Below are 16161 nucleotides of genomic sequence, written 5' to 3'. Positions count from 1 at the left end.
GCAGAACTGGTCAGCAGAATCGGTTGACTTCGAGTGCGCTCGAACTTCTACGGTCGTCGACATGGCGATCGTCACCGACCCGGGCCTGTCCATCGAGGAAGCCGCCGTGCGCACCGGCGTCTCGGCCCACACCCTGCGGTACTACGAGCGGATCGGCCTGCTCGCGGAGGTCCCCCGGGGCCCCGGCGGGCACCGGCGGTACACCGACGCCGAGCTCGGCGCCGTCGTGTTCCTCACGCTCCTGAGACAGACGGGCATGTCCATCCGGGACATGCAGCGGTTCGTCGACCTGACGCGTGAGGGCGACCACACGATCCCCCAGCGCGTCGAGGTGCTCTCCGAGCACCGGGAGCAGCTCGTCGCCCAGCTCGCGCTCCTGAACAAGCACCTGCGGGCGCTGGACCACAAGATCGGCATCTATCGGGGGATGCTCGGCGAGGCGGAGGCCTCCGACCCGGGCGCACCCACCAAGGAGAAGAAGGACGCATGAGAACGATCGAGCTCGGCACCACCGGCGAGCAGGTCAGCAGGATCGCCCTGGGCGCGATGCCCATGGGCACGATCGCCGACGAGCAGACCTCTGTCGCTCTGCTGGACCGCTACGTGTCGGACGGCGGTGGCTTCATCGACACCGCCGACTGCTACTCGTGGTGGTGGGCGAAGGGCACCGACGGCGGTCAGAGCGAGGAGCTGCTCGGCCGCTGGTTCGCCCGCACGGGCAACCGCGACCGGGTGTTCCTGTCCACCAAGGGCACCGCGCGCATCCGCGACGTCCACAAGGCGTGGCCCGAGGGCGCCACGGAGGCCGACTGGGGCTACGCCCGGCCGAACTACGTGGGCGCGAGCGCGGCAGTGCTGCGCGACTCCCTCGACGCGAGCCTGCGGCGTCTGCAGACCGACCACATCGACCTGTACTACGTGCACGTCGACGACCGCTCAACGCCGCTCGAGGAGACGCTGGCGACCCTCGCCTCGTTCGTCGCCGAGGGCAAGGTGCGGTACCTCGGCTGGTCCAACGTGCGCACGTGGCGGCTCGAGCGGATCCGCCAGCTCTGCGCGGCGAACGGCTGGCCGGCACCCGTGGCGCTCCAGCAGGAGCATTCCTACCTCACGCCGCGGTCGGGGCTCGACAGCGCCTCGATCGTCGACGCGGAGCAGGCGGACTACCTGCGCGAGCACCCCGACCTCGCGCTGGTCGCGTACTCCCCGGTCCTCAAGGGCATCTACGACATGTCCGACGCGGACCGCGAGGCGCACTACCTGTGGCAGGGCAACTACGCCGGCGAGCAGGCGCGCGCGCAGGTCGCGGCCGTCCGTGAGGTGGCCGCCGACCTCGGCGTCAAGCCGAGCCAGGTCGTGCTGGCCTGGCTGCTCGCCCAGGAGTCCCCGCGCGTCGTGCCGCTGCTGGGCACCGCCCGCGTGAGCCGGTACGAGGAGGCGGCGGCAGCCCTGTCGCTCGACCTCGGCCCGGACCACCTGGCGACGCTGGGGGCCGCGCGCAGCTGACACCCCCTGTCTGGAGCGTTCCCGACCGACACGCCAGCGTGTCGCGTCGGGAACGCTCCACACGCGGCGGGAAGGCTCCGCCCTACTTCTTGGACTTCTCCTTGTCCGGGGAGGCCTCGGAGGACAACGCTGCGATGAAGGCCTCCTGCGGCACCTCGACCCGACCGATCGTCTTCATCCGCTTCTTGCCCTCCTTCTGCTTCTCGAGCAGCTTGCGCTTGCGCGTGATGTCGCCGCCGTAGCACTTGGCCAGGACGTCCTTGCGCAGCGCACGGACGTTCTCGCGGGCGATCACGCGCGCGCCGACGGCGGCCTGGATGGGCACCTCGAACTGCTGGCGAGGGATGAGCTCCTTGAGCTTGCCCGCCATCGCGACGCCGTACGCGTAGGCCTTGTCCTTGTGCACGATGGCGCTGAAGGCATCGACCTGCTCGCCCTGCAGCAGGATGTCGACCTTGACGAGGTCACCCGGCTGCTCGCCCGCCGCCTCGTAGTCCAGCGACGCGTAGCCGCGCGTGCGCGACTTCAGGGCGTCGAAGAAGTCGAACACGATCTCGGCGAGCGGCAGCGTGTACCGCATCTCCACGCGCTCGGGCGACAGGTAGTCCATGCCGAGGAGCTCGCCGCGCCGGGCCTGGCAGAGCTCCATGATGGCGCCGATGAACTCGCTCGGCGCGAGGATGGTCGCCCGGACGATCGGCTCGCGCACCTGCGCGATCCGGCCACCCGGGAACTCGCTCGGGTTGGTCACCGTGAGCACCGAGCGGTCCTCCAAGGTGACCTCGTAGACGACGTTCGGCGCCGTGGAGATGAGGTCGAGGTCGAACTCGCGCTCGAGACGCTCCCGGACGATCTCCAGGTGCAGGAGGCCGAGGAACCCGACCCGGAACCCGAAGCCGAGCGCGACGGAGGTCTCCGGCTCGTAGACGAGCGCCGCGTCGTTGAGCTTGAGCTTGTCGAGGGCGTCGCGCAGCACGGGGTAGTCCGACCCGTCGATCGGGTACAGGCCCGAGTACACCATCGGCTTGGGGTCGGCGTAGCCGGACAGGGAGTGCTCGGCCGGACGGACGGCGTCGGTCACCGTGTCGCCCACCTTCGACTGGCGCACGTCCTTCACACCCGTGATGAGGTAGCCCACCTCCCCCACGCCGAGCCCCTTGGTCGGGACCGGCTCCGGGGAGATGACGCCGATCTCGAGCAGCTCGTGGGTCGCCTTCGTCGACATCATCGCGATGCGCTCACGGTGCGTGAGACGGCCGTCGACGACCCGGACGTACGTGACGACCCCGCGGTAGGTGTCGTACACGGAGTCGAAGATCATCGCGCGGGCCGCGGCGTCGGGGTCGCCCTGCGGCGCGGGGACCTCGTGCACGATCCGGTCGAGCAGTGCGGACACGCCCTCCCCGGTCTTCCCGGACACGCGCAGCACGTCGGACGGGTCGCCCCCGACCAGCCCGGCGATCTCCTCGGCGTACCGCTCCGGCTGGGCAGCAGGCAGGTCGATCTTGTTCAGGACGGGGATGATCGCGAGGTCGTTCTCCATCGCGAGGTACAGGTTGGCGAGGGTCTGCGCCTCGATGCCCTGGGCGGCGTCGACCAGCAGCACCGCACCCTCGCAGGCGGCGAGCGACCGCGAGACCTCGTACGTGAAGTCCACGTGGCCGGGGGTGTCGATCATGTTGAGCGCGTACGGCACCAGCGGACCACCGGCCTCGCCCGCGACCGCCCAGGTCATCCGGACGGCCTGCGACTTGATGGTGATGCCGCGCTCGCGCTCGATGTCCATCCGGTCGAGGTACTGCTCGCGCATCGCGCGCGCGTCGACGACACCGGTCAGCTGCAGCATGCGGTCGGCCAGCGTGGACTTGCCGTGGTCGATGTGGGCGATGATGCAGAAGTTGCGCAGCAGGTGCGGCGGCGTCGCCGCGGGCTGCACCTGTGCGCTCAGGGCGGCGTCGGGGATCGGGGTCAAGTGGTGGCTCCGTCGGGCTGGTGGGTCTGCCCCCATCGTCCCACGTCGGCGGCCCGTGTCCCGCCCGCCGACGCCGACGCTCGCGTTGCGGGCCGCTCGGCTCGGACGGAGGCTGGACGTGGGCCCGGCGCCCGCCGGACCCACGTCCTCGAGGAGGTCCCGCATGACGTCGTCCGTCGCCAAGATCACCGAGCTGAGCGTGCGTTCCGAGACGAGCTTCGAGGATGCGATCGCGACCGGCATCGCCCGCGCGTCACAGACCCTGCGCAACGTCTCCGGCGCCTGGGTCAAGGACCAGAAGGTCGAGGTCCAGGACGGGAGGATCGTCGCCTACCAGGTGATGCTCGAGATCACGTTCGTCCTCGACTGACGCTCGCGCCGAGCGTCGTCGCCGCGGGACACCGCCTCTAGTCTGGGGCGGTGTCCCGCCTGACCGATGCCGTGCGCCGCGCCACGCGCCTCGCGCGGTGGCCCGCCGACGCCGTCGGGCGCCGCCGGGAGCAGGCGTCCGGGCGCGCCGCGCGGGCGCGGAGGCAGGACGGTCCGGCCGGCTACCCGGGCGACTTCGAGGGTCCGGTGCACCCGGTGTACGCGCCCGACCTCGACGGCGAGCCCGACCCGGGCGAGGTGGTCTGGGCGTGGGTGCCCTACGAGGAGGACCACAGCCGCGGCAAGGACCGACCGGTCCTGGTCGTCGGGCACGACGGCCCGTGGCTGCTGGGGCTGATGCTCACGACGCGCGACCACGACACGCGGCCCGGCCGCCCGGGCGAGGTCTGGCTGGACCTCGGCGCCGGCGCGTGGGACGCGCAGCGCCGCCCGAGCGAGGTCCGCCTCGACCGCGTCGTGCGCCTCGCGCCCGCGACCGTCCGGCGCGAAGGGGCCGTGCTCGACCTGGAGCGCTTCGAACGCGTGGCCGGTTCGCTGCGCCGAGGGGGCGGCTGGTAACATCAGTCCCCGCGTGTCCGCCCAGGTCGGCGGCCACAGGCCCAGATTCGCTCGCGGCTGACCCCACACGGCCCGGTCCCGGATCCAGGCGACGCCCTCATCGACCTGTCAGCTCGCTTCGGCGAACACACCAGAGAGTCATCACGTGGCGAACATCAAGTCCCAGATCAAGCGGATCCGCACGAACGAGGCGGCCCGCCTGCGGAACAAGGCTGTCAAGTCCGAGCTCAAGACGCACGTGCGTCGGGTCCGCGAGGCGGTCGCGGCCGGTGACAAGGACGCGGCCACGGCCGCTCTCGTCTCCGCGACGACCAAGCTCGACAAGGCCGTGAGCAAGGGCGTCATCCACGCGAACCAGGCAGCGAACCGCAAGTCCGCGCTCGCCAAGCAGGTCGCGGCGCTCTGAGCGCGCCTTCCCCAGCACCACTCACGACGGCGTCACCCACCGGGTGACGCCGTCGTGGTCGTCCGGGGCCGGACGCGCGGAAGCGCGGCCCGGGAACCGGGGCGAGCCGGGGCTCATGGGCGCGCGCGGACGACGGGTGAGAGCCCGAAGATCGCCCCGTGCGACACGCGGGTGAGATCCGGGTGAACTCGTCGGCCGGTTTCGCGTCATCATGAGGGGTTCGCGGCCTCTCATCTGACGTGCTGAGTGCGCTCGCGGTGGACCAGGTCCACGTCGACGGCGGATTCGTGCACCCGCGCGCCCAGGCCGGCAGCCACGTCTTCGTCGGTCGCCAAGGCATCCTCGACGCCACCGGCAGCGTGCACGGCTACGAGTTCCTCTACCGCGCCGGGCGCCAGAACAGCCTGCGCGTGGACACGTGGCCCGCTCCGGCGCAGGACCGCGCGACGCTCCGCGTCCTCCAGGCCCTGTTCACGCCGACCGGCGTGCGCTCGCTCGCCGCCGACGCGCACGTGTTCGTCAACTTCACGCGCTCCTTCCTGGTCGGCGACCTCCCGGTCCCCGACGAGCCGGAGCGGCTCGTGATCGAGGTCGTCGAGTCGGTCCGCACCGACGCCGCCGTGCTGGCGGGCGTACGCCGGCTGCGCGAGCGCGGCTTCCGCATCGCCATCGACGACTTCGTCGGGCTGACCAGCCAGGTCGCCCTCCTCCCCTACGCCGACTACGTCAAGGTCGACTGCCGCGACCTCTTCGCCCGCGGGCCGGCCCTCGCCACGCTGGCCGCCAGCACCGGGGCCCGGCTCGTGGCGGAGCGGATCGAGACGGCTGCCGAGCTGGAGGCCTGCCGGGCGCTCGGGTTCCGGCTGTTCCAGGGCTTCCACCTCGACACAACCCTCGTGCTCAACCGGACGCCGGTGCCGAGCCTGCGGACGGAGCGGCCCGCGCTGCGGATCGTCGACGCGCCCCGGCAGCGCCCCGGCACGGCAGCGGACACCGTGCGCCTCGCCGCCCTCTGAGCCGTCGCGGCCTCGCCGCCCTCCGAGCGGTGGCGACCGGGCACGGCGCGCCGCGCTGCTCGGTCACGTCGCACACCACCCCTGGACGACGGAGAGGCGCCGCACGGTTCCCCGTGCGGCGCCTCATCTGCGCCCTGCTCTGAGCCGTCCGACGGCACCGGGCCCCCCTGCTACCCGGCGTCGCGGGCGCTCAGTCGAGCTGGTCCCTCGTGTCGAAGCCGAGCCCCGCGGACTCGAGCACGGACAGCGTGGCGGGCAGCGCCGTCGGGCGGATACCCGCTTCGCGGAGCGCGGCCTCGTACGCCTTCGCGGCGCCCTCGGCGTCGCCGTTGGCCATCATCCGGTCGCCGAGCGAGCGCCAGACGGTCGCCGCCTCGCGGCCGGCGGACATCATCCCGAACATGTCGGCAGCCCAGCGGTAGCACTCGGTCGCCTCACGGACCTCGCCGCGCGCGGCGTGGATGTCGCCGAGCAGCATCCGGCCGTTGCACAGGTCGAGGTTCGTGTCGCCGACCGTGAGCCGGGCGAGGCCCGCCCGCGCCATCGTCTCCGCCTCGGCGACGTCGCCCAGGAGCAGGTGGGCGCGGCCCGCCTCGAACTCGCAGCGCGCCAGGTCGATCTCCGAGCCGATCAGCTCCAGCTCCCGCGTGGCCGGCTCGAGCTGGGCCAGCGCGAGCCGTGGCTCGGCGGGCTCCGAGCGGAGCAGCAGCCACGCGTAGTGCAACCGCAGGCGCGGGACGTCCAGGCTCGCGGACCCCTCGGCGAGGTAGGCCAGAGCACGCTCCGCGAGGCGGCACGCCTCCCCCAGGTCCCCGCGGCCCTCGGCGACGAGGGAGGCGTTCCAGTAGATGCTGCCGCGGCCGCGACGCGTGCCCTTCTCCTCGGCGAGCCGGATGAGCTCCGCCGCCCGGTGGGTCGCGAAGAGGAGGTCACCACGCTCGTAGTAGGACCACAGGATCGTCGAGCCCAGCCTCAGGTGCTCGTCGGTGCCGGCGATGCCCAGCGCCTCCACCTCGGCGAGCACCTGCTCACCGAGCTCGATGCTGCGGTTGAGGTCACCGGCGTCGTGGTAGGCGACGGTGAGCTGCATCGCGAGGACAGCGGCCTCGGTCGCGCGCCCATGGGCGCGCGCCTCCGCCAGGAGCGGCTCGAGGAGCGAGACGGCCTCGTCGAGCTGGCCGAGCTGGTCGTGCGCCTGCGCGAGCACGCGCAGGACCTCGCTGTGGTAGCGCGGCGAGATCGACGACAGGTCGAGCGCCTCGAGGCGCTCCTTCGCCTGCTCCGCCTCACCGTTGGTGAGCGCGAGCCGCGCGAAGCTGATCTCCAGCCGGGCCCGCTCCTCGCTCGGCGCCGCGTCCCCGTACTTGAGGAAGTCGACGGTCGTCCCGAGCCGCTCCGCGAGGACGGCCAGCGTCCCGTCCGTCGGCATGCGGCGCCCCGACTCGATGAGCGACACGTAGTTCGGCGAGAGGTCGTCGCCGGCGAGGGCCGTCTGGGAGAGCCCGGCCCGGGCGCGCTCGGCCCGAATGCGATCAGCGAGTTCTGTCACAGTTGTCACTGTAACCCGTGACTGTGTCGACCACATCCCTCTTGCACCGCCAAGTCCCCTCGGAGCGGGTGAAAAGGACGAGGCCGCCCGCTCTCGCGGGCGGCCTCGACGGCCCTTCGAGCGCTGCGGCTGGGGTGTGCCGCGCGCCTCAGATCACTGCTTGCAGCAGCCCGAGCTTCCGACGTTCGTCGTGGCGCCGCCGCCGCCGAGGCTGCCGAGGCCGCCGAGCGGGAGGCCGACGAGCGTCAGGCCGAGGGTGACGAGTGCAGCGGTGAGAGCCTTCACGGTCCGGTTCATGGTGTCTCCTGAGTTGGGGGGTGGTACTTCGCTGTCACACCCACTATGACAGGCTGCGCCCGCCCTCACGTGCGCAGGTCGAGTGAAAAGCGGCGATCAGATCGGCCGCGATCTCACTCATACGACACAATAACGTCGGCCGGCCCGACGCGCCGATCATCGTGCGCGCCGACCCCTGTCACGTCGGATGTGACTGGACCGGGCGATCATCGGCGCGAGCCCGCCGCCTCCGCGATGGTGAGGACGGCACGCTCCACCGCGAACACCGGGTCCCGGCTGGCGCCCTTGACCTCCGCGTCGGCCTGCGCGACGGCGCGGATCGCCATGGCCAGGGCCTCCGGCGTCCACCCGGCCAGCTCCCGGCGGGCCCGATCGACCTGCCAGGATGCGAGCCCGAGGTCCTTCACCGGGTCGAGGCCCTGACCACGGGCGGCCCCGACCTTCACGAGGGTCCGAAGCTTCAGGGCGAGCGCGGCGACGAGGGGGACGGGGTCCGATCCGGTCGCGAGGGCGTGCCGCAGCAGCGCGACCGCCTCACCCGCCCGCCCGGCGACCGCCGCGTCCGCCACGCGGAAGCCCGTCGCCTCGACCCGCCCGCCGTAGTACCTGCCGACGACGTCGGCCGTGACGGTCCCGGTGGTGTCGGCGACGAGCTGCGAGCATGCCGATGCCAGCTCGCGCAGGTCGTTGCCGCACGCCTCGATCAGGGCGCGGACAGCCGCCGGGTCCGCACGCCGACCGGCGCGCCGCAGCTCGTCGGTGACGAAGGCCGTCTTGTCGGCGTCGCGCTTGATCGCCTCGGCCGCCACGACGACGGCGCCGGCGGCCCGGACGGCGTCGGCGGCCTTGCGCCCGCGCGGCGCGCCGGAGTGCCGCACGACGAGCACGACCTCCGGGGTCGGGTCGGCCAGGTACTCCGTCAGGTCCGCGAGGAGGTCGTCCGTCGCCGTCTCCAGCCCCTCCACGACGACGAGCCTCGCCTCGGCGAAGAGCGACGGGCTGGCGGCCACCCGCAGGTGTCCCGCCTGGTAGCCGGCACCCTCGAGCCGGTTCACCTCCACGTCCGGGTCCTGCTCCCGCGCGAGCTGCACGACGCGGTCGACCGCGCGCTCGGCGAGGAGCGCCTCGGCACCCGTGACCAGCACGAGCGGCGCGAGCTCCACCCGGTCCCACGGGACGGCGACGGCACTGCGGGCACGTGGGGCAGGCATGTGCCCAAGCCTGCCACGCAGCGCCGTCATGCCCGGGCGTCGCCCGTGATCAGGGCGACAGGCACGCGGCGGTCGCGGTGAGCCCGTCGCCGCCGGCGACCAGGGTGATCGGCCCGCACACGCTCGTGCACAGGACGAGCGCTCCCCGGGCCGCGTACAGACCGATCGCCGCCGCCGTCGGGTGGCCGTACCCGTTGTCCCTGCCGACGCCGACGAGCACGACCGCCGGCGACAGGAGGCCGGCGAGCCGCGCCGACTGCTCCGCGGAGCCGTGGTGAGCCATCTTCACGACAGTCGCGCCGCGTGCGGCCGGGTCGCCGCGGAGCCGCGCGGCGAGGGCGTCCTGGGCGAGCGGCCCGGCGTCGCCGAGCGCGAGCACCGAGACGTCGTCGCGTTCGAGGAGGAGCACCACGCTCGCGTCGTTCGGCTCCGTACCGGCGGTCGCCGGGCCGATGATCCGCCAGTCGACCTCCCCGGCCGTCCCGCGGGCCTGGCCGGTGCCCGCCGCGCTCACGGGCACCCCCGCGGCGGCGAGCTCGGCGCGCGCCCGCTCCGCCTCACCCGCCGGTTCGGCGAGCGGGCTCACGACGGCCGCGGCGACGCTCCGACCGTCGAGCACCCCGGCCAACCCGCCCACGTGGTCCGCGTGGAAGTGCGTCAGGACGAGCAGGTCGATCCGCTCGACACCGAGGCGCCGCAGGCACCCGTCCGCGGCGTCGCCCGGCGGGCCCACGTCCACGACGACGGCCGACCGGTCACCGGACCGCACCACGAGCGCGTCGCCCTGCCCGACGTCGCACATCACCACCGCCCAGTCCTCGGGCACCCAGCGGGGCTGCAGGGCCCACCGGACGAGCGGGACGACGAGCACCAGCGTCAACCCGGCGGCGACGACCGGTCGTCGGGAGGCGCGCCACCAGCGCGGCCGCAGCAGCACCGCCAGCGCTGCGGCCGTGAGCAGCGCGAGCGCCGCCGCGCCGAGGACCCCGCCCGGCCACGACTGCCGCGCCCCGGGAAGCGCTGCGGCCACCCGGGCGACGCCGGCGATCCACCAGCTCGCTGCCCCCGCTCCCTTGAGCAGCACTGCCGCCGCCCACGGGCACCACGGCGCCGTGACAGCACCGGCGACACCGAACACCGTGGCCGGCAGGAGCGCCGGGGCGGCGGCGAGGTTGGCCGGGACGGCGAGCAGGCTCACGGCCGGGTCGAGGAGGACGAGCACCGGGGCGCAGGCGGCCTGGGCGGCGAGCGGGACGGCCGTCGCGGTCGCGAGCCAGTGCGGCAGGACCGAGCCGAGGCGCGCGGCCACGACCGGGGCGAGCAGGGCGATGGCTGCGGTGGCGAGCACCGAGAGGACGAACCCGTAGCTGCGCGCGAGCCACGGGTCGACCAGGACGAGCACCAGGACCGCGCCCGCGAGCGCCGGGACCGTCCTGGCCGGCCGCCCGACCAGGAGCCCGGCGGCCCCGACGGCGCCCATCACCGCGGCGCGGACGACGCTCGGCTGCGGGTGCACGAGCAGCACGAACCCGGCCGTGGCCGCCAGCACCGCCGCGGCTCGGGCGCCACGCGGGAGGCGCAGGGCCGCGGCGGCCGCCAGGACCGCGACCGAGAGCACCGCGAAGTGGCTGCCGGACACGGCGGTGATGTGCGTCAGGCTCACGTCACGCATCGCGCGGTCGAGGTCGGCGGGGATCCGGGTGGTGTCGCCGATGGCTGCGCCGGGGACCAGCCCGCGCAGGTCGGGGGGCAGGTCCTCGGTCGCCTCGAGCAGCTCGCTCCTGATGCGCCCGACGACCGCGTCGACGCCGTGCGGCGGGGCGAGCACCTGCGCAGGCGCGACGAGGCGCAGGACGGCCACGACGTCGTCGCCCGGCTCGGCGGGCGACAGCGTGCCGACCACCCGCACGCGGGCGCCGTACGCCAGGTCCCCCACGTCGCCGACGGCGAGCACGCGCGCCGCGACCCCGCCGGGGACGCCGCGCCCGACCACCGTCCGCCCGGCCAGCACGACCAGCGGCCGGCAGTCGGGGCCGTCGCACGTCGGCTCGCTGCGCACGACGCCCTCCATCGTCACGGCGGCACCCTGGGCGGTCAGCGACGGAAGGGGCCCCGCCGCGCGCTCGGCGAGCTGCACGGCGCACGAGGCGCACGCGAGCGCGACCGCCGCCAGCGCGAGCCACGCCGCCGGCGGTCCCCGACGGGCCGCGACACCGACGGACGCCAGTGCGCCGACCGCCGCCGCCGTCGCGACGGCGCCGACGGGCAGGCCGACCGCAAGTGCGCACGCCAGCCAGGCGAGGAGGGCCGCGGGCACGAGCCGGAGGTCGAGGGTCATCCGACCTCGACCAGGTCCCGGACGCCGGCGAGGAGAGCCGGGCCGATGCCCGTGACCTCGGTCAGCTCCTCCACCGCGGTGAACCGGCCGTGCTCGTCACGCCAGGCGACGATGCGCTCGGCCAGCACCGGCCCGATGCCGGGCAGGGTGTCGAACGCCGCCGCGTCGGCTCGGTTGAGATCCACCCGGCCCGTTCCGCCGGCCGCGCCGGCCGACGCCGCCCCGGCGCCCGGCGCACCGGCACCGGCCTGGCCCGGCGCCGGGACGACGACCTGCTCCCCGTCGGTCAGGACGCGCGCCAGGTTGATCGCCGCGAGGTCGGCCGCACCGGTCGCCCCGCCCGCCGCCGCGACCGCGTCCGCGACCCGGGCCCCCGCCTCGAGCGTGACGACGCCGGGGCTCGCGACCTCCCCCACGACGTGCACGACGACCGCCGCCCCCGCGCCGCCACCTGTGCCGTCAGAGCCCTCAGAGCGGTCAGAGCCCTCGCTGCCCTCGCTGACACCGCTGCCGGCCGAGCCCGCGGGAGCACCGCCGTCGCCGTCGGCCGCCGGCGCGTCCAGGCCGGGCGCCGAGCCGGTTCCCACGGCGGGCACGCCGGCCGACGGCGGGCGCTGCCACGCCCGCACGGCGACCACGCCCACCACGAGGACGAGGGCGACCACGGCTGCGACGGCGACCCGCACGCCGACGGCGACGCGGACGCGGCGGGGCGCCTCGCCCTCGCCCGGAGCGAGGGGGTGGCCGTGCGCGGCGGTGTACGCGGCCATCGCCGCGGACAGGGCGACGCGCGCGGCGGTCGCGTCCTCCTCCGTCCCGACCTCGCCCCCGACGTCGCCCCCGACGTCGCGCCGCTCGTCACGCCCGCTGTCACGTCGGGCCTCCCCCGGCCGGCCGGCGGGCCGGGCGGGCACCCACCCGGGCGCGAACCGCTCGTCGTGCGTCACGGCTGCCGCCACGACGTGCGGCAGGCGCGCCACAGCCTGCTCGACGCCGTCGGGATCTGCCGCCACGCCGCGCGACGCTAGCCAGCCGCCGGCCGCTCGCCCGCCGGGGCCCGCGCCGGGTGTGACCGGCCACAGCGACCGGCCCGCTGTGGACGACTACCGGTGGGGCCTCACGCGTCGGCGACGACCACCGCGAGCAGTCCCGGCCCGGCGTGCGCCCCCACCACGGCGCTGATCTCCGCGACGTGCACGGCGGTGAGCTGGCCGGCGCACGCCGCCCGCAGCCGGTCCGCGACCACTGCGGCCGCGTCCGGCTCGCCGAGGTGGTGCACGGCCATCTCGACCCGGCCCCGACGGGCCGTGTCCACGCGGGCCAGCTCGATCACGCGCTCGCGCGCCCGAGCCGACGTGCGGACCTTCTCCACGACGTCCAGCCGGCCGTCGCGCACCGACAGCACGGGGCGCAGGCCGAGGACCGTGCCCAGGGTCGCCGCGAGCGGGCCCAGCCGTCCGCCGGCGCGCAGGTACTCGAGCGTGTCGACGGCGAAGCGGACCGTCGTTCGCGCCGCACGGTCCTGCGCGGCCCGGGCGACCGCCGCGCCGTCGAGCGAGCGCGTACCCGCCGCCCGGAGCGCGGCGAACCCGAGCGCCATCCCGACCGTCCGCGAGTCCACGACGTGCACCGGCACGGCCGCCGACTGGGCGGCGATCTCCGCGGACGTCACGGTTCCCGAGAGCTCGCCGGACAGGTGGATGGACACGATCTCCGTCGCCCCCCGTGCCGCCACCCGGGCGTACGCGCGGGCGAAGGCCTCCGGACCGGGATGCGCCGTGCGCACCACGGCACCGGACCGCAGCGCCGAGACGATCTGCGCCGTCGTGATGTCCAGCCCCTCCCGATGCGGCACGCCGTCGACCACGACGTCCAAGGGCACCACGACGATGCCCGCGGCCTCGATCAGGCCGGCGGGCAGCGACGCCGTGGAGTCGGTGACGACGGCGACGTGGCCCATGTCAGGCCGGCACCACGTTGACCAGTCGCGGCGGCCGGACGATCACCGTGCGCACCGCCCGGCCGTCCAGAGCCCGCTGGACCCGCGGCGACGCCAGCGCGAGCTCGCGCAGGGCGTCCTCCGTCGCGTCCGGCGACACCTCGAGCTTGTCGCGCACCTTGCCCTGCACCTGGACGACGCAGGTCACGGAGTCGACGACGAGGTAGGCGGGGTCGGCGACCGGGAACGGCTCGCGGATGAGGCTGGCCGGGTGCCCGAGGCGCGACCACAGCTCCTCGGCCACGTGCGGCGCGAGCGGCGCGGTCATGAGGACGAGCGCCTCGGCTGCCGCGCGCGGCACCCGGTCCAGCGACGTCAGGTGGTTGTTCAGCACGATGAGGCGGGCGATCGCGGTGTTGAACCGCATCGCCTCCATCTCCGTGGTCACCTCGTCGATGGTCCGGTGCAGCACGCGCAGCGTCTCGGTGCCGGGCGCGTCGTCGGTCACGGTGACCTCGCCGGTCTCCTCGTCGACGACGTTGCGCCACAGCCGCTGCAGGAAGCGCTGCGAGCCGACGACGGCCCGCGTCTCCCACGGGCGCGACAGGTCGAGCGGGCCCATCGACATCTCGTAGACCCGGAAGGTGTCCGCGCCGTATGCCTCGTACATCTCGTCGGGGGTCACCGCGTTCTTCAGGGACTTGCCGATCTTCCCGTACTCCTGCGTGACGGGCTGGCCCTGCCAGGTGAACCCGGTCGGCGACGCAGCGTCCTCGACGACCTCGGCCGCCTGGACGTACGCGCCGCGCGCGTCCGTGTAGGCGTGCGCCTGGATGTACCCCTGGTTGAACAGCCGCCGGAACGGCTCGACGCTCGTCACGTGGCCCAGGTCGTACAGGACCTTGTGCCAGAAGCGCGCGTAGAGCAGGTGGAGCACCGCGTGCTCCACGCCGCCCACGTACAGGTCGACGCCGCCGCTGGTCCCCGCCGCCGCGTTGTGCTCCGGGCCCAGCCAGTAGCGCTCCAGCTCGGGGTCGACGACGACGTCGCGCATGCCCGGGTCCAGGTAGTTCAGGTAGTACCAGCACGACCCCGCCCAGTTCGGCATCGTGTTGGTGTCCCGGCGGTACGTCCGCGGCCCGTCGCCCAGGTCGAGGGTGACGTTCACCCAGTCCTCGTTCCGGCCCAGCGGCGGCTCCGGCATCGAGTGGACGTCGTCGGCGTCGAAGGTGCGCGGCGAGTAGTCGGGCACGTCGGGCAGGTCGACCGGCAGCGCCTCGGCCGGCAGGGCGATCGGCAGGTCGTGCTCGTCGTAGACGATCGGGAACGGCTCGCCCCAGTACCGCTGGCGGCTGAACAGCCAGTCGCGCAGGCGGTAGGTGACGGTGCCCTTCCCGACGCCGCGGCCCTCCAGCCACGCGGTGATGGTCGCCTTCGCGGTGGCGACGTCCATCCCGTCGAGCACGATCTCCTCGTTGCGGGAGTTCACGACGACGCCGTCGCCCGTGTACGCCCCACCCGGGTGGTCCGCGGGTGGCTGAACGGTGTGGATCACGGGCAGCTCGAAGGCCTGGGCGAACTCGAAGTCCCGCTCGTCCCCGCCGGGCACCGCCATGATCGCGCCGGTGCCGTAGCCCCAGAGCACGTAGTCGGCCGTGAAGATCGGGATCATGTCCCCGTTCACCGGGTTGATCGCCACGTGGCCGGTGAAGACGCCCGTCTTCTTGCCGGCGTCGGCCTGGCGCTCGACGGCCGTCTTGGCGGCCGTCGACGCCCGGTAGGCCGCCACCGCCGCCGTCGGGGTCTTGTGCCCGCCGGTCCACACGGCGTGGGTCCCGTCGGGCCAGTGCGTCGGCACCTCGTCCAGCAGCGGGTGCTCGGGCGCGACCACCATGAACGTCGCGCCGAACAGCGTGTCCGGACGCGTGGTGAAGACCTCGACCTCCTCGCCGCCGATGACGTCGAACGTCACCATGGCGCCCTCGGACCGGCCGATCCAGTTGCGCTGCATGGTGCGCACCTTCTCGGGCCAGTCGATGACGTCCAGGTCGTCGGCCAGGCGGTCCGCGTACGCGGTGATGCGCATGTTCCACTGCCGCAGGTTGCGCTTGAACACCGGGAAGTTCCCGCGCTCGGAGCGCCCCTCGGCGGTGACCTCCTCGTTCGCCAGCACCGTGCCCAGGCCCGGGCACCAGTTCACCGGCGTCTCGGAGACGTAGGCCAGCCGCTGGCCGTCCACGACGCGGCGGCGCTCGACGGCGTCCAGCACGTCCCAGGTCTCCCCGGCCCACGCCTCGGGCAGCGCACGCGTCCCGGCCTCGTACTCGGCGACGAGCTCCGCCACGGGCCGCGCGCGGCCACGGCCGCCGTCGGGCCGCACGGCCTCGGCGTCGTACCAGGCGTCGAAGATCTGCAGGAAGATCCACTGCGTCCACCGCACGTACTCGGGGTCGGTGGTCGCGAAGGAGCGGCGCGGGTCGTGCGCGAGCCCCAGGCGGCGCAGCTGGCGCCGCATGGTCGCGATGTTCTCCTCGGTGGTCTTGCGCGGGTGCTGGCCCGTCTGCACGGCGTACTGCTCGGCGGGCAGGCCGAACGCGTCGTACCCGAGCGCGTGCAGCACGTTCTCCCCGCGCATCCGGCGGTACCGGCCGACGACGTCGGTCGCGATGTACCCGAGGGGGTGTCCCACGTGCAGGCCCGCACCCGACGGGTACGGGAACATGTCCATGACGAAGAACGACGGCGCCGAGGGGTCCGCGTGCTGACCATCACCGTCCGTGAGCGACCCGGACGGGTTGGGCGTGTGGAACGTGCCCTCCTCCTCCCACCGGTCCTGCCAGGCCTGCTCGATGCGGCCGGCGAGCGCAGCGGTGTAGCGGTGCGACGGCTCCGGGGGCGTGCCCGGGCCGCCGGAGGTCACGTCGGTGGGGACGTCGGCGACGGTGGGTTCTTCGGGGGTGTGCACCAGCCAAGGCTACC

Annotated in this window: 14 protein-coding genes; 6 read left to right on the top strand and 8 right to left on the bottom strand. The window is 74.1% G+C overall.

The genetic code is table 11. The annotated features are described in order from the left end of the window. The first annotated feature begins 61 nt into the window (after nt 1-61). Both AFE02nite_RS01365 and AFE02nite_RS01360 read left to right on the top strand, forming a co-directional pair. A complete protein-coding gene (locus AFE02nite_RS01365) occupies nt 62-490 on the top strand; it encodes a MerR family transcriptional regulator (RefSeq protein WP_034244588.1) in 429 nt (142 codons plus the stop codon). Then, complete coding sequence (locus AFE02nite_RS01360) at nt 487-1506, top strand: aldo/keto reductase (RefSeq protein WP_034244589.1); 1020 nt, start codon at nt 487-489, stop codon at nt 1504-1506. Before AFE02nite_RS01365 ends, AFE02nite_RS01360 begins: the two co-directional genes overlap by 4 nt. Nucleotides 1507-1588: 82 nt before the next feature. Here AFE02nite_RS01360 and lepA read toward each other — a convergent pair whose 3' ends face one another. Next, nucleotides 1589-3478: a translation elongation factor 4 gene (lepA, locus tag AFE02nite_RS01355; RefSeq protein ID WP_034244590.1), complete on the bottom strand. Its 1890-nt coding sequence runs from the start codon at nt 3476-3478 to the stop codon at nt 1589-1591. A gap of 163 nt (nt 3479-3641) precedes the next feature. Between lepA and AFE02nite_RS01350 the strand changes: the two genes are divergently transcribed. The 4 genes from AFE02nite_RS01350 (at nt 3642) to AFE02nite_RS01335 (ending at nt 5848) form a co-directional block, all read left to right on the top strand. Next, on the top strand, nt 3642-3848 hold the full coding sequence (locus tag AFE02nite_RS01350) for a dodecin family protein (protein ID WP_034244591.1): 207 nt from the start codon (nt 3642-3644) through the stop codon (nt 3846-3848). A gap of 50 nt (nt 3849-3898) precedes the next feature. Next, complete coding sequence (locus tag AFE02nite_RS01345; RefSeq protein WP_146818956.1) at nt 3899-4426, top strand: type II toxin-antitoxin system PemK/MazF family toxin; 528 nt, start codon at nt 3899-3901, stop codon at nt 4424-4426. Nucleotides 4427-4571: 145 nt separating this feature from the next. After that, on the top strand, nt 4572-4832 hold the full coding sequence (rpsT, locus tag AFE02nite_RS01340; RefSeq protein WP_034244597.1) for a 30S ribosomal protein S20: 261 nt from the start codon (nt 4572-4574) through the stop codon (nt 4830-4832). Between the two features lie 257 nt (nt 4833-5089). After that, entirely contained in the window at nt 5090-5848 is a 759-nt protein-coding gene (locus AFE02nite_RS01335) for an EAL and HDOD domain-containing protein (protein ID WP_261765352.1), read from the top strand. A 190-nt stretch (nt 5849-6038) separates the two neighbouring features. On the opposite strand, the gene AFE02nite_RS01330 is transcribed toward AFE02nite_RS01335, so the two are convergent. From AFE02nite_RS01330 to leuS, 7 genes are all read right to left on the bottom strand, one after another. Further along, a complete protein-coding gene (locus AFE02nite_RS01330) occupies nt 6039-7397 on the bottom strand; it encodes a helix-turn-helix transcriptional regulator (RefSeq protein WP_052113536.1) in 1359 nt (452 codons plus the stop codon). A gap of 153 nt (nt 7398-7550) precedes the next feature. Beyond that, nucleotides 7551-7694: a hypothetical protein gene (locus AFE02nite_RS17240; protein ID WP_186814440.1), complete on the bottom strand. Its 144-nt coding sequence runs from the start codon at nt 7692-7694 to the stop codon at nt 7551-7553. Nucleotides 7695-7900: 206 nt separating this feature from the next. Continuing rightward, nucleotides 7901-8905: a DNA polymerase III subunit delta gene (gene holA, locus AFE02nite_RS01325; protein ID WP_034244599.1), complete on the bottom strand. Its 1005-nt coding sequence runs from the start codon at nt 8903-8905 to the stop codon at nt 7901-7903. Nucleotides 8906-8954: 49 nt separating this feature from the next. Continuing rightward, nucleotides 8955-11243: a ComEC/Rec2 family competence protein gene (locus AFE02nite_RS01320; protein ID WP_146818955.1), complete on the bottom strand. Its 2289-nt coding sequence runs from the start codon at nt 11241-11243 to the stop codon at nt 8955-8957. Next, a complete protein-coding gene (locus AFE02nite_RS01315) occupies nt 11240-12256 on the bottom strand; it encodes a ComEA family DNA-binding protein (RefSeq protein ID WP_261765350.1) in 1017 nt (338 codons plus the stop codon). The genes AFE02nite_RS01320 and AFE02nite_RS01315 overlap by 4 nt, the downstream gene beginning before the upstream one ends. 104 nt (nt 12257-12360) lie before the next feature. Continuing rightward, nucleotides 12361-13203, bottom strand: coding sequence for a DegV family protein (locus AFE02nite_RS01310; RefSeq protein ID WP_034248915.1), 843 nt, complete (start codon nt 13201-13203; stop codon nt 12361-12363). A 1-nt stretch (nt 13204) separates the two neighbouring features. After that, nucleotides 13205-16102: a leucine--tRNA ligase gene (leuS, locus tag AFE02nite_RS01305; protein WP_034248916.1), complete on the bottom strand. Its 2898-nt coding sequence runs from the start codon at nt 16100-16102 to the stop codon at nt 13205-13207. Nucleotides 16103-16161: the final 59 nt, after the last annotated feature.

The sequence above is a fragment of the Actinotalea fermentans genome, from assembly GCF_007991475.1.
GTDB classification, from domain to species: Bacteria; Actinomycetota; Actinomycetes; order Actinomycetales; family Cellulomonadaceae; genus Actinotalea; species Actinotalea fermentans.
This window is presented reverse-complemented; position numbering and strand designations above follow the sequence as displayed.